Source organism: Halanaerobium praevalens DSM 2228 (assembly GCF_000165465.1).
Classification (GTDB): Bacteria; Bacillota; Halanaerobiia; order Halanaerobiales; family Halanaerobiaceae; genus Halanaerobium; species Halanaerobium praevalens.
This window is the reverse complement of sequence record NC_017455.1, coordinates 2,168,858-2,189,635: the sequence shown is the minus strand read 5'-3', so window position 1 is coordinate 2,189,635 and position 20,778 is coordinate 2,168,858. Positions and strand designations below refer to the sequence as shown.

The window sequence follows — 20,778 nt, the reverse complement described above, 5'->3', positions numbered from 1 at the left end:
ATGGATAAAAAACAAAAACAAACTTATAATTTGACTAGTTGGAAACATAAAGAAAATAAAACAGTAATTGACCTTGGGGATGGAGTTAAAATAGGTGATCAAAGCCTAACAGTTATTGCTGGGCCTTGTGCTGTGGAAAATGAAGAACAGATCTTTGAGATAGCCAAAATAGTTAAGGCAGCTGGAGCTGAAATTCTGCGAGGAGGTGCTTTTAAACCCCGCACTTCTCCTTATTCTTTTCAGGGTTTAGGAGAAAAAGGACTTAAACTGTTAGCAGCAGCTAGAGAAAAGACAGGTCTTAAAATAATTACAGAGTTAATGGATGTTGAGCATTTAGAACTTGTTAATCATTATACTGATATTATTCAAATTGGGTCGCGCAATATGGATAACTATCCTCTCTTAAAGGCAGTTGGTAAATTAGATAAACCAGTTATGCTTAAAAGAGGAATGGCAGCTACAATTAAAGAATGGTTGCTGGCAGCTGAATATATAATGGAGGCAGGTAATCAAAAGGTAATTTTATGTGAAAGAGGAATTAGGACTTTTAGTCAGGAAACTCGTAATACTCTTGATTTAAGTTCAGTCCCTTTAGTGCAGCAGTTGAGTCATTTACCAGTAATTGTTGATCCAAGTCATGGTACTGGGCGTTGGCAGTTAGTAAAGCCTATGTCTAAAGCTGCTTTAGCTGTAGGGGCAGATGGAATTATGGTTGAAGTTCATCCTCAACCAGATGATTCTGTATCAGATGGTTTTCAGTCTTTAAATCCAAATAAATTTTGGGAATTAATGCAGGAAATTAAGGTTCTGCAGTCAACTTTAGATTTTTTCACTTTAGCTAAATAGGAAACGGGCTTAAATTTTTAATAGATTAAATAAGTTTCTGAGCAAAGGTGTGGTAAAATGTTTGAATATTTAACAGCTGGTGAATCACATGGACCAAGGTTGACGGCAGTGATTAAAAGTCTTCCTTCTGGTCTTGAAATTGAGGTAGATAAAATAAATAAGGAATTAGCCAGAAGACAGCATGGTTATGGCCGGGGCCAGCGAATGGAGATTGAAAGTGACCAGGTGCTTATTAATTCAGGCTTGAGAAATAAAAAAACTTTGGCTAGTCCTTTGAGTATGACAATTGAAAATCGTGATTGGAAAAATTGGAAAAAAATAATGGAACCACTGCAGCTGGAAACTGAGCCCCAAAAATTGACAAATCCTAGGCCTGGCCATGCAGATCTGGCTGGAGCTTTAAAGTATAATCAAAAGGATTTACGCAATATTTTAGAAAGAGCCAGTGCTCGAGAAACAGCTGCCAGAACAGCGGTGGGAGCTATTGCCAAACAATTTTTGGCAGAGTTTGGGATTGTAGTTGCCAGCCATGTTATTCAAATTGGCAATTTAAAAAGTGAGAGCTGGTCTCAGTTAAAGCAGAGTGCTAACTTTGATTTAGACTCAAAAGTTGAATTTGAAAATTATTTTGCTCAACTTGATCAAAGTCCTCTGCGCTGTGCTAACTCTGAGCAGACTAAAGCAATGCAAAAACTAATTGACAGCTGGCAGGCTAAGGGAGATTCTGTTGGTGGAGTTTTCGAAATTATAGTGAGAGGTTTACCTGTTGGTTTGGGTAGTCATGTGCACTGGGATCTAAAACTAGAAAGTAAATTAGCTGCTCAATTGATGGCTATTCAGGCAATTAAAGGCTTAGAAATTGGAGCAGGTTTTGAAGGTGCTTCTCAGCCTGGTTCATTAGTCCATGATCAAATTTATTACCAGCCCAAAACAGGGTTTTACCGTGGTTCAAATCAAGCTGGCGGGATTGAAGGTGGGATTAGTAATGGCCAAAATTTACTAATTAAGCTGGCAATGAAGCCGATTCCGACGCTGGCCCAAGCCTTAGCTTCAGTTGATATGATTAGTAAAAAGGCAGTTAGTGCTGCTAAAGAGCGCTCAGATGCCTGTGCTGTTCCAGCTGCAAGTATAGTTGGGGAAGCAGTTACTGCTATAGTTTTGGCCCAGCTAATGACAGCCAAATTTGGTGGTGACAGTTTAAGCGAAATTAAAAGGAATTATCAAGCTTATTTAAAGCAATTAAGTGAATTTTAGCATAATCTAATCTTTCTATCACATTTCTATCACATTTCTACTCTATAATTTAATTAAGTGATAAAGGAAAATAAAACTTAGCTAAAAATGAATTTATAGCTAAGCTAGAATTATTCTATAATTTAAAGGAGTGCTTATATTTAATGAAGAAGTTTTTAGTTTCATTTTTGTTGTTGACAGTTTTGATGGTTCCAATGAATGTCTTTGCTCAAGATGTTGATTCAGATTCCAAGCAAGAACCAAAAGTTGTGGCAGTTGTAAATGGGGAAGAAATTACTGCTCAAGAACTAGCTCAAAATGCAAAACTTAACCAAATTTTGCGTCAGCTAAGTCAGGTTGATCAGCAGTTGGTTAAACTTTTAACTAATTCTGAAGCTGGTAATAAAGTGCTTGCAGATTTACGCAAAGCTAAATTAGATAGTTTAATTGATAATACTTTACTTAAACAGGCTGTAAAAGATTCTGATATTAATTTAAGCCAAGAAGAAATAGATGAGATTTATAATAAACAGAAATCTTCTATTCTCAAACAGAACAAAATGGATGAAAAGCAATTTTTATCTGTACTTAAAAAACAGGGTTTTGAAAATGAAGCCGCTTATAAAAATGAATTTGCTAATAACCCTCAAATTAAAATCAATAAATTAATTGAAAAAGAAGTTGTAGATAATATTGAGGTTAGTGAAAAAGAAATCAAAGAGGCTTATGAGCAGAACAAAGATGCTTTTGCTCAAACTGGTCAAGATGTTTCTTATGAACAAATTAAGCCTAGATTAGAACAAATGTTAAAACAACAAAAGCAGAATCAAGCAATTAAGGAATATTTAGAAAAATTAAGAGATAATGCTGAAGTAGAAATTAAAATTTAACTTAGTTCTAAACTTGAAAATTTGAGTTAAAATTTTAGATTTAAAAAGTCCTGCCTTTAAAAGCAGGGCTTTTTTATGTTTAGGACATTATACCTAATGATTTATTGTGGATAATATTTATAGATTCATAATTTTAGACATCAACAAAATTTAACCTGGCTGTATTACAGATTTCCCGAAAAAAATTTTATTGATATTTAAATACTTTAATAGTGCTAATAATTAATACTTGCATTTTAATAAAAATTCCAAACTTTTAAAAAACTAAAAAGACTTTACCGAATTATAGCTGAGAAAGCCTCGCCTATGATAATGGGCGGGGATGAATCAGCTATTTTAATTTTTAGTCAATGTGGAAATTAAAATTTTGTATAATATGTTCTTTAAAATAAACATATGTTTATGATATAATGTGTTTAACAGCTAACATTTAGGAGATTTTAATAATGAATACCTATAAAAACACAAGACATGCAAAGTTTCTTTTAAATTATCATTTTATATGGATTCCTAAATATAGAAAACATATTTTAGATAATCCTAAAATTAAACAATTAACCTTAGATACTATCAATGAATTAGCTGATAAGCATAAATTTGAAGTATTGGCTACTGAAATAATGCCAGATCATATACACCTTTTTATATCAGCTTTGCCTAAGTATTCTCCCAGTAAGCTAATGAATATCATTAAAGGTACTACTGGAGGGAGAATATCAAAGCACTTTCCAGAGTTGAATATTAAAGTTTCTATTTGGACTAGAGCATATTTTGTAGCTACTGCAGGTAATGTGAGTTCTGAAACTATCCAACACTACATTGAAAATCAAAGGTGATTAATATGCAGCTAACCTATATTTTAGAGTTGTTAAAACCAACTAAGAGAAAAGAAAATATATTCTTAAATAACATTGTAGAAGTAGTTAAGAATCGTCAGGCTATTGCTGCAAAACTTAAAACAGGAGAAATTAACTTGAGTTCTGCTGATTTTAAAGAGGTAAATCTACCATCACTGAGCCTTCATTATAAACGCAAGGTCGGCCCAGCACTAGGTCATCGAGACCGTCGCTGCTGTTAAAAATCAGAATATTAGAGAAGTTAAAGCACTCTATAAACAGTTTTTAAAGTCTAACTCTAAAAAAGAAAATATAGAGTTTAAAGAGAATCAACCTATTTGCTATAATAATCAAAATTATAAGATTGATCACCATATAATTTCAATTCCGCTTTATACCAGCAAATGCAAAAGATTTGCTTTTCCTGTTAAGCAGACTGAAAGGTTTGAAAAGCTGCACCAGCATATCGATAGTGGCTGCAAATTGGGTAAAGCCAGTCTCTTCTACAAAAAAGGTAAATGGTATTTTGCTGTAACAATTAAAATTGAAGCTAAAAAAACCACTAACTCTAATTTAATGGGAGTTGACATAGGGCTTCGCCAATTAGCGGTTGCCAGTGTTAAAAACCCACATGGCAAAGAGATTAATCGCCAATTCTACAATGGTAAACAGGCAGGTTTTATCCGCAAAAAGTATCGTATGTTAAGAAAAAAACTGGGTCAATCTAAAAAAATTAAAGCTATTAAAAATATTAATGACAAAGAGCAGAGAAGGATGACTGATTTAAACCATAAAATTAGTCGCCAACTTATTAATCTGCTTTGCTGCGACGGTCCTGTGGGCCAAGTGTCTGCAGCGAGGCGAAAAAAGTGCCGAGCGTAAGACGGCAGGAGAAAGTTGGTTCTATAATTATGGAGAATCTAGAGAATATCCGAAATACTACTAAGAGTCTTAATAGAGCTGATAGAAACATCCATAGCTGGACTTTTTATCAACTTCAACAGTTTATTGAATACAAAGCTGAATTAGCTGGGATTAAGGTGGAATATATAAATCCAAAGTACACTTCCCAGAGTTGTTCTAGATGTGCTAAAGTTAAAAAATCTAACCGCAAAGCTAATCTATACTCTTGTGAGTGTGGTAATCATATCCACTCTGATTTAAATGCAAGTCGTAATATAGCTAATAAATATTTAGAACAACAATCTGCTTAGATGGTAATAGTCTAAGTGCCTGAGTGCCTATATTAGCAATAGTGCTAGGAATATGCTATTAGAATGCATAGTCGGCTATCTCAGGAGGGCTGATGGCACAGCCTGAAGTTTGCGTCATGACGGTCTCGATGACCTAATATCTAAATTATCATTGCGTAATAAAAAAGAAAATTTAGATGAGACGGTCTCGATGACCTAATACTGAAACTATCAATACGCAACTACAAAGAGAGTTTCAGTGCACTTGCCTACCAGAAATGGACTGGCATTTAATCAGCAGACAACCTCGTGAAGGCCTCGATAGCCTAATGCTAACCCAACTATGCGTATCACAAATGTAGGGTTATTGAAATGGGCTCGCTGGCTAATATTGAAACTAGAATTTCGTAATACAAAAAAAGAGTTTCGGTGAAAGTTCCTTTAAGGAATCCTCGTTTGTAAGCTTTGCGAACGGGCGGGGAGGATGTCAATTTTAAGCAGCTTTAATAAATGATAAACTAGAATTAAGTTTAAATATTTAAGTTCAAAAATAGAATCTGAATAAGTTAAAATTTAAGGATGTGAAAAAATGGGAGCCAAAAAAGTTTTAATTATTGATGATGACCCCCATATTATAAAAATTTTGCAAGATTATTTAAAATTCGAGGACTTTAAAGTTCGAGTAGCGGAAAATACTGAAATTGGATATTCAATTTTAGCAAAAGATGAGATAGACCTCTTATTGTTGGATATTATGCTCCCAAATGAAAACGGTTTAGAATTTTGTCAGCGAGTTAGAAAAGATTTTGACTTAGCAATAATTTTTTTAAGTGCTAAAACTGAGGCTCAAGCTAAAATAACTGGTTTAGAGCTGGGAGCAGATGATTATATTGGTAAGCCCTTTAGTCCCCAGGAGGTTATTGCTCGGATCAAGGCTGTTTTAAGGCGCTATGATAGTGGTGCAGCAGCTGACAATTGTCTGCAGTTTGGAGCTTTAAAAATCAATAAGCAGGAACATTATTTAAAATATAAAGGAGAGAATATTGATTTAACTCCTAAAGAATTTTCACTACTGTGGCATTTGGCTCAAAATCCTAAAAAAGTTTTTCGTCGCAAAAATTTATTGAAAGCTGTTTGGGGTTATGATTATTTTGGTGATGTAAGGACAGTTGATACTCATATTAAGTCTTTAAGACAAAAATTAGGAGAAGCAGCTGCAGCTATTGAAACAGTTTGGGGAGTTGGCTATAAATTTAAAGCTCAGGCTTTATAGAGTTTTATTTTTGCAAAAAATCTTCAAGAAACTGCTTATTTTAGTTTTGCATTTTTAATTTTAATCAAAATAAAGAATATAAGAATCAAGAATTGGAAGTTGAAAATAAAAAAATATTTGCTTACTTGGTTTAGAAACTAGTCTTTAATTATTGTTAAAAGATTACTTACAATTTTTGCTTTAAACTGATATAATAATTAAGAATAAATAAAGGGAGGCATTATTGATGACTAAAGAAAAAAAGAATAAAAATTCATATGAGGCTAAAAATGCCTGGACAGAGATGAAAGAAGATGAGCGAGCAGAAGTCTTTGCTTTTAACAAAAACTATGCAGATTTTTTAACTGAAAATAAAACAGAAAGAGAATTTGCTGGGGCAGCTATTGCGAAATTAGAAGCTGCTGGTTTTAAAAATATTAAAGAGTACAAAAGCCTTGAAAAAGGTGACAAGGTTTATATAGAAAATCGTTCTCGAGCTTTAATGGCAGCTGTAATTGGAGAAAAAGATCTAAAAGAAGGTTTAAAAATTGTAGGTAGTCACATTGATTCTCCAAGACTTGATTTAAAACCTAATCCACTTTATGAAGATGGAGAAATGGCCATGTTTAAAACTCATTACTATGGTGGAGTCAAAAAATATCAATGGGTAACTATGCCTTTAGCTTTACATGGTTTAGTTGTTAAAGATGATGGTAGTCAGATAGAAATTAAAATTGGAGAAAAAGCAGATGATCCAGTTTTCTTTATTAGTGATGTTTTACCACATTTAGGTAAAAAACAAATGAAAAAATCAATGACTGAGGGAATTAGTGGAGAACAATTAAATGTTGTTGTGGGCAGTATTCCAGTAGCTGATTCTGAAGCCAAAGATAAAATAAAAGCAGCTTTATTAAATCATTTAAAAGCTGAATATGATTTCCAAGAAGAAGATTTTATTAGTGCTGATTTACAGGTTGTTCCTGCTTTTAAAACTAGAGATGCTGGTTTTGATAGAGGTTTACTTGCAGGTTATGGTCATGATGATCGCGTCTGCAGTTATACTGCTTTAGAAGCAATTTTAGATTTAAATGATCCTTTATATACTTCTGTAGTTTTATTAATGGATCGGGAAGAAGTAGGAAGTATGGGTTCTACTGGTATGCAGTCTCATTTCTTTGAAGATCAAGTTGCTAATTTAGTTGATCTTTATTATAGTGATTATAGTGAATTGATTGTTAGAAAAGTAATGCAAAATTCTAAGGTGCTTTCTGCTGATGTTAGTGCAGCTTATGACCCTGATTTTGCTGAAGTTTATGCTAAACATAATTCCGCCTATTTAGGTAAAGGGATTGTTATCTCTAAATATACAGGTTCCCGCGGTAAAGCTGGTGCTTCTGAAGCTAGTGCTGAGTTTATGGGAGAAATTAGAGGGCTCTTTAATCAGGCTGGAGTTGTTTGGCAGACAGCTGAGCTAGGAAAAATAGATGAGGGTGGTGGAGGCACTATCGCTCAATTTTTAGCTAATTATAATATGGATGTTTTAGATTGTGGTCCAGCTGTGCTTTCAATGCATTCTCCCTATGAAGTTGTAAGTAAGGCAGATGTTTATCACTCTTATTTAGCTTATAATGTATTTTTAGAAAAATAAATCTAAGTATAAATTAAATAAAGGCACAGGGGGAGTCTGGCGGACTTTTCCTGTGTTTTTGCTTTTAATTTTAGTTAATGTTAATTGTTTAACTTTAATTAAAATTATATCGTATATAATAGATGTTGTATAATTGAAGCTGTAAATTTAAATAAGTTTTAGAGTTGAAAAAACTCAAGGAGTGATTTTTTGTGGCAAAGATAGATAGGGAAGAAAAAAATAAAATTAAAAATTTGTTTGCTAATAAATTAAAAGATGAGGTTAAGTTGCTTTTCTTTGCTGAAGCTGAAGCTTGTCAGTATTGTGCTGATACAGAAGAAATTTTAAGTGAACTGACTGCTTTAGATGAAAAAGTAAATTATGAAAAATATTCATTAGCTAGCAGTCAGGCAGAAGAATTTAAGGTGGATAAAGTACCAGCAATTGTGATTTTAGATCAGGCTGGCCAGGATTTAGGAATCCGTTTTTATGGAATCCCTTCTGGCTATGAATTTACTTCTTTAGTTGAAGATATTATTGATGTATCTGATCAAGAAAATATTGATTTAAAAGCTAAAATTAAAGCAGAAATTAAGGCAATTGACTTTGAGGTCTTACTCCAGGTTTTTATAACTCCAACTTGTCCTTATTGTCCACGGGCAGTTAGAGCTGCTCATCAGATGGCAATTTTAAATCCTAAAATTAGAGGAGAAATGATAGAGGCCATGGAGTTTGAAGAGTTAACTGCTAGCTTTGATGTAGCTGGAGTTCCTAAAACAGTAATTAATTCTGGAGCTGCAGAACAAGTGGGAGCAGTACCAGCCAAAACAATTTTGAAAAAAATAAAAGCATTGGACTTGGCAGTAAAATAAGGTATTGTGTTTAATTTCACTTAAACCGGGTACAAATGATAAATTTCACTTGTACCGGGTACAAACACGCTAAAAATTAAATTAAAATAAATTAAACAGGAGGAAATTTAGATGAATAAGCCAGTAAAAGTAACAGATCAAAATTTTGAGAGTGAAGTTTTAAAAGCAGATGGAAAAGTTTTAGTTGATTTTTGGGCAGAATGGTGTGGGCCTTGTCGCATGATAGCACCTGTTTTAGAAGAATTAGCTGCTGAATATGGGGATCAAATTAAAGTAGTTAAATTAAATGTTGATGAAAATCAAAAAACAGCTGCTGAATATGAGGTAATGAGTATTCCTACAATGTTAGTTATGGAAGCTGGGGAAGTTACTGATAAATTAGTTGGCTATCTGCCAAAAAATAAATTAGTGCAAGAACTTGGTTTAGAATAGATAGAATAGTTTTTTCTTTTCTTTCCTCTCTTTTTATTTCTATAAGAAGAGAGGATTTTTATATTTATTGCAGATAACCCTGTAAAATTATAAAGTTTTATGATAAAATTAAGATTGATTAAAAAAGGAGGACTCTTAGTGCAGCGTTTACTAATTATTCATACTCCTGATCCTGAGCTCAAAGCTATAGCAGAAGCTATAAAAAAAGGAGCAGAAAGTCAGGGTTTAAGGGTAGATTTGAAAAACACAAAAGATAGAGGAACTGGAGTTTCTTTTTACCCCTATGATTTAATTTTAGCAGGTAGTTCAGTTTCTGGTATATTTAAAGCTAAGCTTGATAATTCCTTAGCTTCATTTTTAGCAGATGCCAAAAGAACTACTGGTACAGATGCTGTAGCTTTTGTAAAGCCTCACTTTTTTGTAACAAATAAGGCTTTAAAAAAAGTAATGGCAGCTTTAGAGGCCCAAGGCTGTATAGTTAAAAATTTTAAAGCACTTAAAAATCAAGACTCGGCATTCAAATTTGGAGAAAATATTAATATATAGAATTTAAAACCGCAGTTAAATTTTGGGCTGTGGTTTTTTCAAATTATATTATTTTAAGCTAGCAGAGTTTAAAATTTATTAGCAAAGTCAGAATACTGGCTGAGGAGGATTAAGGATAAAATAATGACTAAAAAAGTTTCTATTAAATTAGAAAATGAACAAAAATTAATTAATGATCAAGAATTACAGCAGTTTAAAAATCATTATCAAGGTGATTTTTATTTAAAAAACCAAAAATTATATTTAAGTTACCAAGATGATGCCGAAGGCATAGATGGAGCTCAGACTATTCTTAAAATTGATCCAAGCCAAGAAAGAGTACTGCTCTTAAGGCAGGATCCAGCAGCGATGAAACAAGATTTTAGTTCTGGTTCTAAAAAACCAGGCTATTTTAAAACTGCTTATGGAGAAATTAAATTAGCTGTTAAAACTAAAAGCTTAGTTATGGAGCTAGAGGCTGAATCAGGTTTAATAGAAATTGATTATCAAGTTTATTTAGGTGGGGAGCTCAATGCAGAACACCGTTTAAAAATAAATTATAAAGTAGTAAATTAAAATTAATAGGAGGTTTATTGTTTTGAAAAAAAATTTACAGGCCGCTGTAGAAGCTGAATTGGTTAGCTTTTTGGTCGAAAGTGTAAAAAAAGCTATTTTTGCTGGAGATTTAGACTTAGAAAAGGTGCCTGAAGTTTCGATTGAAGTACCTAGAGAAAAAGAACATGGTGATTATGCAACTAATTTGGCCATGGTTTTAGCGGGAAAGGCCGGGATGAACCCTCGCAAGATTGCCGAAATTATAGTTGCTAACTTTGAAAGTGAGATTGTGGAGTCCACAAATATTGCTGGCCCGGGATTTATTAACTTTAAATTAAATAATGCTTGGCTGTGGAATAACTTAAAGTTAATTACTGAAAGAGGAGCAGACTATGGTAAAATCGATGCTGGCAAGGGAAAAAGTGTTCAGGTAGAGTTTGTATCTGCAAACCCAACTGGACCTTTACATGTTGGTCATAGTCGGGGAGCAGTAGTAGGAGATGTTACAGCTTCAATTATGGAAACAGCTGGCTATGATGTAGAAAGAGAATACTATATTAATGATGCTGGTAATCAGATGGATATTTTAGCAGAGTCCACCCTTTTAAGATATAGAGAGATTTTGGGTGAAGAAATTGAAATGCCAGAAGATGTTTATGCAGGTGACTATATTAAGGAAATAGCCCAAGAACTATATGCTGAATATGGAGCAGATTTAATTGAAAAAGAAGAATCTAAAAAACTTGAAATTTGTCGAGAATATGCTTATCAAAAAATGTTAAAAAATATTGAAGCTGATCTAGGCGAATTTGGAATTGAATTTGATAATTGGTTTAGTGAGCGGAGTCTCCACCCTGATAAAATTGAAGCAGCAATAGAGATTTTAAAAGAAAAGGGCTATATTTTTGAAGAAGAAGATGCTCTTTGGTTTAAAGCAACTGATTTTGGTGATGATAAAGACCGAGTAATTATTAAATCAGATGGTTCTCCAACTTATTTAGCTGCTGATATGGCTTATCATTTAGATAAACTTGAGCGTGGTTTTGATAAGTTAATCAATGTTTGGGGAGCAGACCACCATGGTTATATTCCCCGTGTAAGAGCAGTTATTGAAGCTTTTGGTCACAAGCCAGATAAATTAGAAGTAATTGTAGTGCAAATGGTTACTTTACTGCGGAACGGTAAAAAAATGCCAATGTCTAAAAGAGCTGGTAGTTTTGTAACTATGAATGAAGTAAATAAAGAAGTTGGAATCGATGCTGCCCGTTATTATTATGTAATGCGGAGCACAGATAGTCACCTTGATTTTGACCTTGAATTAGCCAAAGAAGAATCAACTAATAATCCAGTTTATTATGTTCAATATGCTCATGCTAGAATCCATAGTATTATTGATAATTCTGAATTAGAAGCTAAGGCAGAAAACCTTGATTTATTAACACATGAATCAGAAATTGCCTTAATGAAGATGTTAGCTAAGTTCCCAGAAGAAATTAAGATGAGTGCAGAATCAAGACAGCCTCATCATTTAACAACTTATGCTTATGACCTTGCAACTGAGTTCCATTCGTTTTATAATAATTGTCGGGTAAATACTGATAGCAAAGAATTAGCAGAAGCTAGATTATATTTAGTTAATGCAGCGCGTCAGGTATTGAAAAATGTTTTAACTGTTTTAGGTATTAGTGCCCCAGAACAAATGTAAGTCCAAAAATGTAATGCCAAATAAATTTTAAAATAGCTAAAAGCTAAAAGTGGAGGAGATAATTAAAATGACCAAGTATATTTTTGTAACAGGAGGAGTGGTTTCTGCTCTTGGTAAAGGAATAACTGCAGCTTCTTTAGGAAGACTGCTTAAAAGTAGAGGCCTTAAAATAAGTATTCAGAAATTTGATCCCTATATTAACTATGATCCAGGTACAATGAGCCCTTATCAACATGGTGAGGTTTTTGTTACAGATGATGGAGCCGAAACAGATTTAGATTTAGGCCATTATGAGCGTTTTATTGATACAAATTTAAGTCAGAGTAATAATGTAACAACTGGTAAAATTTATGGTTCTGTAATTGAAAAAGAGCGTCGTGGTGATTATTTAGGAGCAACAGTTCAGGTTATACCACATATTACAGACGAAATTAAGGACAGAATAACTAGAGTTGGTAGAGAAACTAATGCTGATGTTGTTTTAACAGAAATAGGTGGAACAGTTGGTGATATAGAAAGTTTGCCTTTTTTAGAGGCTATTAGACAGCTCAAAAACGATTTAGGCCGAGATAATATTCTTTATCTGCATTGTACTTTAATTCCTTATCTGAAAGCAGCTGGTGAATTAAAAACAAAACCAACCCAACATAGTATTAAAGAAATGCGTGGAATCGGAATTCAGCCTGATATAGTTGTCTGCCGTTCCGAAAAAGAATTAACTCAAGAAGTAAAAGATAAAATTTCTTTATTTGGAAATGTAGATCAAAAAGATGTAATTCAGCTTGTTGATGCAGAACATATTTACGAAGTACCTCTAATGTTAGAAAAAGAAGGTATGGCGGAAAATGTAATTAACAAATTAAAATTAGAAGAAGCAGTTTCAGAGCCAGAACTTGAAAACTGGATTGAGCTTGTAGAAAAAATTAAAGACAGAGATCATAAAGTTAAAATTGGAATAGTAGGTAAATATGTTGAACTACCAGATGCCTATATCAGTATTGCCGAATCTTTTGATCATGCTGGAATTGCTAATAATTGTGAAGTAGAAATAGAATATATTTATGCAGAGGGTTTAGAAAACTTAAATCAGGCAGAAGCAGATTTAGGAGATTTAGATGGAATCTTAGTTCCAGGTGGATTTGGTGAACGGGGAATTGAAGGTAAACTAAAAGCTGTAGAATATGCTCGCAAAAATAAAATTCCTTATTTCGGAATCTGTCTTGGAATGCAGTGTGCTGTAATTGAATATGCTCGCAATGAGCTTAATTTAGAAAATGCCAATAGTTCTGAGTTTGATCAGACAGAAAAAGAACCAGTAATTGCTTTAATGCCTGATCAGCATGATGTAGAAGATATGGGAGGAACAATGCGTTTAGGCCTTTATCCTTGTAAACTAGAGGAAGGCAGCTTAAGTCGTAAAGCTTATGCTAGTGAAGTTATTTATGAGCGTCACCGTCATCGTTATGAATTTAATAATCGCTATCGCCAGCAAATAGAAGCCTCAAAAATGACTTTAACTGGGCTTTCTCCAGATGAGAGATTAGTAGAAATAGTAGAAATCAAAGATCATCCTTGGTTTGTTGGGGTTCAGTTCCACCCAGAATTTAAATCGCGTCCAAATAGACCTCATCCTTTATTTGTCAGCTTTATTAAAGCAGCTTTAGCCCAACAAAAATAGGGGGAATAAATAATGGCAAAAATGGCAGGAGAACTTGTTAAATCTGATTTTAAAGCTCCAATAACCACGGTTAAACTTAATCGACCTCAGGTTTTAAATGCTTATAATGCAGATTTATTAACTCAACTAGAAGCGACTTTAAAGCAAATTTCTGACTCAGATCAGATAGCAGCTGTTATTTTGACTTCGGTTGGGAATAAAGCTTTTTCAGTTGGAGGCGATATTGATTATCTAGAAAATCTAAGCAGTAAAGAGGCTCAGGCCTTGTCCAAAAGAGGTCAAAAACTTTGTGAGCTAATTGAGTCCATGCCTCAGGTAGTAATTGCTGCTGTAGATGGTTATGCTTTAGGTGGAGGAATGGAAATTACTTTAGCCTGTGATTTGCGTTTAGCTTCAACTCGTTCTCGTTTTGGTCAGCCAGAAGTAAAGCTAGGAATGATCCCTGCTTTTGGTGGGACTCAGCGCTTACCGCGTTTAATTGGAGAAGGAGAGGCCAAAGAGCTGTTATATACAGGAGAAATTATTGATTCGACTTTAGCCTATAACTTAGGTTTGATCAATAAGGTAGTTACTCCCCGTAGTTTATTGGCAGAGGCAGAGGAGCTGGCCCTTAAAATAACCGAGCGCTCAACTAAAGCAGTTGAGTATATCAAAAAAGCTATTAATCAGAAACATTCTCAAAACAATCAGTCCGCTCTCGAATATGAGAGTCAGGCTTTTGCTGAATGTTTTAAAACTAAAGATCACCGGCTTCGCATTCGAGAAATTCAAAAAATAATTAAAGCTGATAGCTAAAATTGACCTTAATCTAATTATCTGAATATAAAAAAGGATTTTTCTAATTAATGAAGAATAGTTAGGTTAAGGAGGTGAAGACCTGGCCTCAAGTTGACAGGCCGGGATAGATAATGTTAATCAATCTTGTCACAAAAGTTGCTTTAAGTTGTCCTGCCTATGGTCGTTTAGAAAAAGAAAAAATAAATATTTTTGAACTACCAGTAGGTAAACTCAAAAAGATAAGTTGTAGTTGTGGAGCCGAAAAAGCTGCTATTAAAAGAAAGACAAAGTCTCAGCTGCAGCTAAGTTATTTTTGCTTACATTGTAATAAGGCACATAAAATTTTAATTTCTGCTCATAATTTCTGGCATTCTCAAAAAATAATTCCACTTGCTTGTAGGGAAACAGGTCTTAACCCTGGATTTTTTGGTCCAGCTGCTTTAGTTGATCAAGTAATCCAAAATGAAAAAAATGACTTAAAATTAATGGCTGAGGAATTAGGTTTTGATGATTTTAAAAATCCAGAGATCATGTTAAAAGCACTAGACTTTATTCACGATATTGCTGCAGCAGGTCAATTAAATTGTAAATGTGGTAGTAATCATATAAATATAGAATTATTTTCTGATAAAATCCAATTAATTTGTAATAACTGCGGTTCTCGCTTAAATATAGCTGTTGTAGATCAATCTGATTTAAATCTTTTACAGCAGTTTAACCAAGTGCAGCTGCATTCTGTTCAGGGAAAACCAAATAATTTTTAAAAGACCCTGAACTAATATCTTATAAGGAGGAATAAATTATGAATTTAGTTCCAATGGCAGATATTTTACAAGATGCTCATCAAAAGACATATGCAGTAGGTGGATTTAATATTAATAATATGGAATTCTTACAGGGAATTATGATGGGAGCAGAAGAACTTAACTCTCCTGTTATTTTACAAGCAAGTGAAGGTGCAATTCGTTATATTGGTATGGATTATGTAATGCAGATGGTAGAAGCTGCTACTAAAAATACTGAAATTCCAGTTGCCTTACACCTTGATCATGGTAGTGATTTTGAAAGTATTATGAAATGTATTAGAGCTGGATTTTCTTCAGTTATGATCGATGCTTCCAAATTACCTTTTGCAGAAAATATTGCTTTAACTAAAAAAGTTGTAGAAGCTGCTCACAATGTTGGGGTTAGTGTTGAAGCTGAGCTCGGAACAATTGGGGGAACAGAAGATGACCATACAGTTGCCGAAAAAGATGCAATGTATACTGATCCAGACCAAGCTAAAGAATTTATAGAAGCAACTGGAGTAGATGCTCTAGCAATTGCAATTGGTACTGCTCATGGAGTTTATGAAGGTGAACCTGAATTAGATTTTGAAAGACTTGATAAAATTAAAAAATTAATTGAGATGCCTGTAGTTTTACATGGTGCTTCTGGTATTTCTGCTGCTGATCTAAAAACAGGTGTTAAATATGGAGTAAATAAAGTTAATGTTAACACTGATTTCCAGCAGGTATTTACTGCTAAAGTAAAAGAAATTTTTACTGAAAAGCCAAAATTATATGATCCACGTAAATATTGTGGACCTGGTAGAGAAGCAATTGCAGCCAAAGTTAAAGAAAAAATTAAGATTTTAGGTAGTGACAACCAAGCCTGGTAAATTTTTTTGATACCGGGTACTTGTAATTATCCCTAATTAGCTTTGAAATAAAGGCTGAGGGGTTTTTACGGGTGCCCGGTATTTTATTATAAGCTAAAAATTATAAGTTAGGAGGATTTAAGTGATAGAACTTTGGTCAGAATTTAGTTTAATGGCTTTATTAATTATTATTTCTGGTACTTATTTATCTCGTTTTGGTGATATAATTGCTGATAAAAGTGGTTTAGGACAGGCTTTTATTGGTGGAATTTTAATTGCAGTGGCAACTTCTCTACCAGAACTAGTAACAAGTATTAGTTCAGCTTTGGTAGGAGCCCCAGATATTGCAGTTGGTAATGCTTTTGGTAGTAATACTTTTAACCTTGCTATTTTAGCTTTTGCAGATCTTCTTCAGGGTCAAGGACCTTTACTGCTTCAGGTTAACTACAGTCATTTACTCTCTGGTTTAGTTGGCATTTTACTTTCTACTTTAGTTGTTTTTAGTTTAATTCTCTCCCATTTTATGAATTTTAATTTAAGTATTTTTGGAGTTGGAGTAGATAGCATTTTGCTTTTAATTACATATATTGTAAGTGTAAGAATGATTTATCGTTATGACAAGAAAAACCCTCTTGATCCTGAAACAATAAAAGAAGAAGATCCAAATCCAGATTACACCCTAAATAAGGCTTTGCTGGGTTTTGCAGCTTGCGGTTTGGTAATAGTTTTTAGTGGTTATCGGCTAACACTTGCTGCTGATCAAATAGCTATGTTAACCGGAATCGATCAGAGCTTTATTGGTTCTATTTTAGTGGCTGCAGCCACTTCTCTGCCCGAATTAGTTGCTACAATTTCTGCTATTAAAATTGGTGCTTATAATATGGCAGTTGGAAATGTTTTTGGCAGTAATATCTTTAATATGACCGTTATTTTCTTTGCTGATCTATTTTACCGGCAGGGAGTATTATTAGAAGATGCCAAAATAGTTCATATTTTAACAGCTACTGTCGGTATTTTGATGGCAACAATTATTTTGATCGGCTTATTTTATCGTTCTCGGCGTTCTTTTCTCTGGATGGGCTGGGATGCAATTGCAGCTGCAGTAGTTTATTTTGCAGGGGTTTATTTGCTTTTTCAATTGGGGATTAATGTAATTTAAGAAATGAAAGGTGGACTTTAATGTGCTTAATATTAGTGAATTAGAAAGAAAAACAATTACTGAATTACATACAATAGCCAAAAAGATGGAACTTAGTGGTTATTCGCAGATGCGGAAAAAAGATTTGATTTTTGCTATTTTAAAAAAAGGAACAGAAAACGGAGGTAATATTTTTGCCGAAGGAGTACTGGAAATCATTAAAACTGAAGGTTATGGATTTTTAAGACCTTCTAAATATATTCCTTCAAGTGATGATATCTATATTTCTGCTTCTCAAATTAGACGTTTTGATTTAAGAACAGGAGATGTTGTTTCAGGTCAGGTAAGAGAACCAAAAGATAGTGAAAAATATTTTGCTATTTTGAGAATTGAGGCTGTTAATTATCAAGATCCAGAAAAAGCAAGATCTCGTTCTCATTTTGAAGATTTAACTCCTCTTTATCCAGAAGAAAGATATAAGTTAGAGTACCATAAAAATGAAATATCTTCGCGGATGATCGATTTAATGTCTCCAATTGGTAAAGGTCAGCGTGGACTTTTGGTTTCTCCTCCTAAAGCGGGAAAAACAGTGCTCTTAAAGAAAATAGCAAATAGTATTAGGCATAACTACCCTGAAGCTAAAATGATGATCCTCTTAATTGATGAGCGCCCAGAAGAGGTCACAGATATGAGTCGTTCAGTTGATGCTGAAGTTATAGCTTCAACTTTTGATGAGCCGCCAGAAGAGCATATTCAAGTGGCAGAATTAGTTTTAGAAAAAGCCAAAAGATTAGTTGAACACAAAAACGATGTAGTTATTCTCTTAGATAGTATTACCAGATTAGCTAGAGCAGCTAATGTTACTATTCCTCCCAGTGGAAGGACTCTTTCTGGAGGTTTAGATCCGACAGCTATGCATTTTCCTAAACGCTTTTTTGGAGCTGCTCGGAATATCGAAGAAGGTGGTAGTTTAACAATTATTGCTACTTCTTTAGTTGATACTGGTAGTAGAATGGATGATGTAATTTACGAAGAATTTAAAGGGACTGGAAATATGGAATTACATTTAAATCGTCGTTTAGCAGAAAGAAGAATTTTCCCAGCAATTGATATTAATCGTTCTGGAACCAGAAAAGAAGAAATGCTATTAGCTAAAAAAGAATTAGAAACAATTTGGAAATTAAGAAGGCAGACTGCTAATATGACTGATTATGAGCTGATGAGCACTTTACTAAAACAATTAAAAAATACTAAAGATAATCAAGAATTGCTCCAGACTCTAGATAAAATCTTTAAAAATTAAAGTAGCAGTTAACTTTTCTTTTTCCTTGCATAGCTAAAAAGGCTGTGTTATAATAAATATTAGCGTGAAGATTTATGTCTTCAGCCTGGTTATGCTTCAAAAAGTAATCGGTGTAACAATAATTATGTATGCAAGAGAGGTGATATAGATGCGTGAAGGAATCCACCCAGACGTTAAAGAAACTACAGTAACCTGTGCCTGCGGCGAGGTTTATGAGACTAAATCAACTAAAGAAAATATTAGGGTTGAAGTTTGTTCTAGCTGTCATCCATTCTATACAGGAAAACAGCGTAAAGCCAAAAAAGGTGGTCGTGTCGAAAGATTTAATAAAAAATATGGGATTTCTGAAACTGACTCAGAAGATTCTGAGTAGGTTGAAAAAGAAATTCTTTTTCTGCTGCAGGGCTTTAATAGCTCTGCTTTTTTTTTAGAAAAATTTTCATTATTTAATTTAAAAGCTGATTTTTAAATAAAATTGAAATTTATTTTAGTGTAAAATTTAAAAATCATAATAATGAGGTGTAGTAATTGTATAAAATAACAAAAAGTGGCTGGTTAGAAATTATAACTGGGCCGATGTACTGCGGTAAAAGTGAAGAGTTAATTCGCAGGCTAAATAGAGTAAAAATTGCTAAGCAAAAGGTAAGGGTCTTTAAACCCGTTTTAGATGATCGCTATAGCAAAAAAGATGTAGTTTCTCACAGTGGAAACAGTATAGAAGCAGTGCCAGTTGATCATCCAGAAGAGATATTAAAAAGAATAGACAAAACAGTTGATGTAGTCGGTATTGATGAAGCTCAATTTTTCCATTCAGACTTAGTTGCAATTTGTGAAGAATTAGCTGATGAGGGAATTCGTGTTATTTTGGCTGGCCTTGATCGTGACTTCCGCAATCAACCTTTTGGACCAATGCCAGAACTAATGGCTAGAGCTGAATATGTTGATAAACTGCACGCTATCTGTATCCAGTGTGGAGAACCTGCCAGTAGAACTCAGCGTTTAATTAATGGTCAACCAGCTCGGGCAGATGATCCAGTAATCTTAGTTGGAGCAGCCGAAGTTTATGAAGCCCGCTGCCGCAGTTGTCATAGTCTGAGAACTGATTAAAGCTAGTTGAAAACTAATTAGAGCTGAATAAAATAGATTGATTGATAAGTTTTTAAAATTTTAAGCTAATATGAGGTGAAAAAATAAATGTTTGATTTAAATGATTTAGAATCTAAACTGGATAAATTAGTTGCTAAATATAAACAAATGAATAAAAAACTAAGTGATCCAGAAGTGATTAATGACAGTGATAAATATCAAAAGTTATTAAAAAAACATGCTAAATTAAAAAAAATTGTAGATAAATATAAAGAATACAAAGCAGCAAAAGAAGGTATAGCAGAAGCAGAAGAAATGATGGAGCTTGATGATGATCCAGAAATGCAAGCTTTATTTGAAGAGGAAATTGCAGAATTAAAACCCAAAAAGGAAAAGCTTCAAGAACAGCTGCCAATTATGCTCTTACCTGATGATCCAAATGATGAAAAGAACGTTATTGTAGAAATTAGAGCTGGAGCTGGTGGTGATGAAGCTGCCCTTTTTGCTGCTGATCTTTATCGAATGTATACTCGTTATGCAGAAGGCAAAGGCTGGAAAGTAGATTTAATGAGTGCAAATGAATCAGGTACAGGTGGTTTTAAAGAAATTATTTTTACTATTGAAGGTACAGATATTTTTAAATATTTAAAATATGAAAGTGGAGTCCATCGAGTTCAGCGCGTTCCTTCTACAGAATCAAGTGGAAGAATCCACACTTCAACTGCTACTGTAGCTGTTTTACCAGAAGCAGAAGAGGTAGATGTTGAAATTGAAACAAATGATTTAACTATTGATACTTTCCGTTCTAGTGGTCCAGGTGGTCAGAGTGTAAATACAACTGACTCTGCAATTAGAATTACTCATGAGCCAACAGGTCTTACAGTTTCTTGTCAGGATGAAAAATCTCAGCATAAAAACAAGGCTAAGGCAATGAAAATTTTGAGAGCAAGGCTGCAGGAAAAGAAAGAACAAGAAAAGCAAAAAGAAAGATCTGAGGCCAGAAAATCACAGGTAGGTACTGGTGATCGGAGTGAAAAAATTAGAACTTATAATTTCCCTCAGGGAAGAGTAAGTGATCACCGGATTAATTTAACTATCCACCAATTAGATAAAATTTTGGATGGAGAATTAGAGCCAGTGGTAGAAGCTTTAATTGAGGAGGATAATAACAAGAGATTGGAGAAGATCTAA

At 33.7% G+C, this 20,778-nt stretch carries 23 protein-coding genes; all 23 read left to right on the top strand.

Annotation, left to right across the window (positions count from 1 at the left end):
- Entirely contained in the window at positions 1–846 is an 846-nt protein-coding gene (aroF, locus tag HPRAE_RS10230; protein WP_014554136.1) for a 3-deoxy-7-phosphoheptulonate synthase, read from the top strand.
- A gap of 57 nt (positions 847–903) precedes the next feature.
- On the top strand, positions 904–2,100 hold the full coding sequence (aroC, locus tag HPRAE_RS10225) for a chorismate synthase (RefSeq protein ID WP_014554135.1): 1,197 nt from the start codon (positions 904–906) through the stop codon (positions 2,098–2,100).
- A gap of 143 nt (positions 2,101–2,243) precedes the next feature.
- Positions 2,244–2,969: a SurA N-terminal domain-containing protein gene (locus tag HPRAE_RS10220; protein WP_014554134.1), complete on the top strand. Its 726-nt coding sequence runs from the start codon at positions 2,244–2,246 to the stop codon at positions 2,967–2,969.
- Positions 2,970–3,415: 446 nt separating this feature from the next.
- Positions 3,416–3,805, top strand: a complete 390-nt coding sequence (tnpA, locus tag HPRAE_RS10215) for an IS200/IS605 family transposase (RefSeq protein ID WP_014554133.1) — start codon at positions 3,416–3,418, stop codon at positions 3,803–3,805.
- 5 nt (positions 3,806–3,810) lie between these two features.
- Positions 3,811–4,047: a hypothetical protein gene (locus tag HPRAE_RS11295; protein ID WP_014554132.1), complete on the top strand. Its 237-nt coding sequence runs from the start codon at positions 3,811–3,813 to the stop codon at positions 4,045–4,047.
- Positions 4,048–4,288: 241 nt separating this feature from the next.
- Positions 4,289–4,687 (top strand): transposase, encoded by a 399-nt coding sequence (locus HPRAE_RS11290; protein WP_245528268.1) that lies wholly within the window; start codon positions 4,289–4,291, stop codon positions 4,685–4,687.
- Positions 4,675–5,019 (top strand): RNA-guided endonuclease TnpB family protein, encoded by a 345-nt coding sequence (locus HPRAE_RS11285; protein ID WP_245528267.1) that lies wholly within the window; start codon positions 4,675–4,677, stop codon positions 5,017–5,019. The genes HPRAE_RS11290 and HPRAE_RS11285 overlap by 13 nt, the downstream gene beginning before the upstream one ends.
- 568 nt (positions 5,020–5,587) lie before the next feature.
- Positions 5,588–6,271, top strand: coding sequence for a response regulator transcription factor (locus HPRAE_RS10205; RefSeq protein WP_014554131.1), 684 nt, complete (start codon positions 5,588–5,590; stop codon positions 6,269–6,271).
- Between the two features lie 226 nt (positions 6,272–6,497).
- Entirely contained in the window at positions 6,498–7,898 is a 1,401-nt protein-coding gene (locus tag HPRAE_RS10200) for an aminopeptidase (RefSeq protein WP_014554130.1), read from the top strand.
- 191 nt (positions 7,899–8,089) lie between these two features.
- A complete protein-coding gene (gene pdo / locus HPRAE_RS10195; RefSeq protein ID WP_014554129.1) occupies positions 8,090–8,749 on the top strand; it encodes a protein disulfide oxidoreductase in 660 nt (219 codons plus the stop codon).
- 111 nt (positions 8,750–8,860) lie between these two features.
- A complete protein-coding gene (gene trxA / locus HPRAE_RS10190; protein ID WP_014554128.1) occupies positions 8,861–9,181 on the top strand; it encodes a thioredoxin in 321 nt (106 codons plus the stop codon).
- Between the two features lie 138 nt (positions 9,182–9,319).
- On the top strand, positions 9,320–9,727 hold the full coding sequence (locus tag HPRAE_RS10185) for a hypothetical protein (protein WP_014554127.1): 408 nt from the start codon (positions 9,320–9,322) through the stop codon (positions 9,725–9,727).
- Between the two features lie 123 nt (positions 9,728–9,850).
- On the top strand, positions 9,851–10,282 hold the full coding sequence (locus HPRAE_RS10180; protein ID WP_014554126.1) for a YwiB family protein: 432 nt from the start codon (positions 9,851–9,853) through the stop codon (positions 10,280–10,282).
- Between the two features lie 22 nt (positions 10,283–10,304).
- A complete protein-coding gene (gene argS, locus HPRAE_RS10175; protein WP_014554125.1) occupies positions 10,305–11,966 on the top strand; it encodes an arginine--tRNA ligase in 1,662 nt (553 codons plus the stop codon).
- A 67-nt stretch (positions 11,967–12,033) separates the two neighbouring features.
- The gene (locus HPRAE_RS10170) at positions 12,034–13,644 is read left to right on the top strand and encodes a CTP synthase (RefSeq protein ID WP_014554124.1); all 1,611 of its coding nucleotides are present in this window, start codon (positions 12,034–12,036) and stop codon (positions 13,642–13,644) included.
- Positions 13,645–13,656: 12 nt separating this feature from the next.
- Entirely contained in the window at positions 13,657–14,439 is a 783-nt protein-coding gene (locus HPRAE_RS10165; RefSeq protein WP_014554123.1) for an enoyl-CoA hydratase/isomerase family protein, read from the top strand.
- A gap of 113 nt (positions 14,440–14,552) precedes the next feature.
- Positions 14,553–15,185, top strand: coding sequence for a hypothetical protein (locus tag HPRAE_RS10160; RefSeq protein WP_014554122.1), 633 nt, complete (start codon positions 14,553–14,555; stop codon positions 15,183–15,185).
- Positions 15,186–15,223: 38 nt separating this feature from the next.
- Positions 15,224–16,081, top strand: coding sequence for a class II fructose-1,6-bisphosphate aldolase (fba, locus tag HPRAE_RS10155; protein ID WP_014554121.1), 858 nt, complete (start codon positions 15,224–15,226; stop codon positions 16,079–16,081).
- A 121-nt stretch (positions 16,082–16,202) separates the two neighbouring features.
- Positions 16,203–17,219 carry a sodium:calcium antiporter gene (locus HPRAE_RS10150; RefSeq protein ID WP_014554120.1) on the top strand — a complete coding sequence of 339 codons (1,017 nt, stop codon included), beginning with the start codon at positions 16,203–16,205 and terminating at the stop codon, positions 17,217–17,219.
- Positions 17,220–17,241: 22 nt separating this feature from the next.
- On the top strand, positions 17,242–18,501 hold the full coding sequence (gene rho / locus HPRAE_RS10145) for a transcription termination factor Rho (protein WP_014554119.1): 1,260 nt from the start codon (positions 17,242–17,244) through the stop codon (positions 18,499–18,501).
- A gap of 148 nt (positions 18,502–18,649) precedes the next feature.
- Positions 18,650–18,874: a 50S ribosomal protein L31 gene (gene rpmE, locus HPRAE_RS10140; protein ID WP_014554118.1), complete on the top strand. Its 225-nt coding sequence runs from the start codon at positions 18,650–18,652 to the stop codon at positions 18,872–18,874.
- A 155-nt stretch (positions 18,875–19,029) separates the two neighbouring features.
- Positions 19,030–19,608 (top strand): thymidine kinase, encoded by a 579-nt coding sequence (locus HPRAE_RS10135; RefSeq protein ID WP_014554117.1) that lies wholly within the window; start codon positions 19,030–19,032, stop codon positions 19,606–19,608.
- Positions 19,609–19,695: 87 nt separating this feature from the next.
- Positions 19,696–20,778 carry a peptide chain release factor 1 gene (gene prfA / locus HPRAE_RS10130; protein WP_014554116.1) on the top strand — a complete coding sequence of 361 codons (1,083 nt, stop codon included), beginning with the start codon at positions 19,696–19,698 and terminating at the stop codon, positions 20,776–20,778.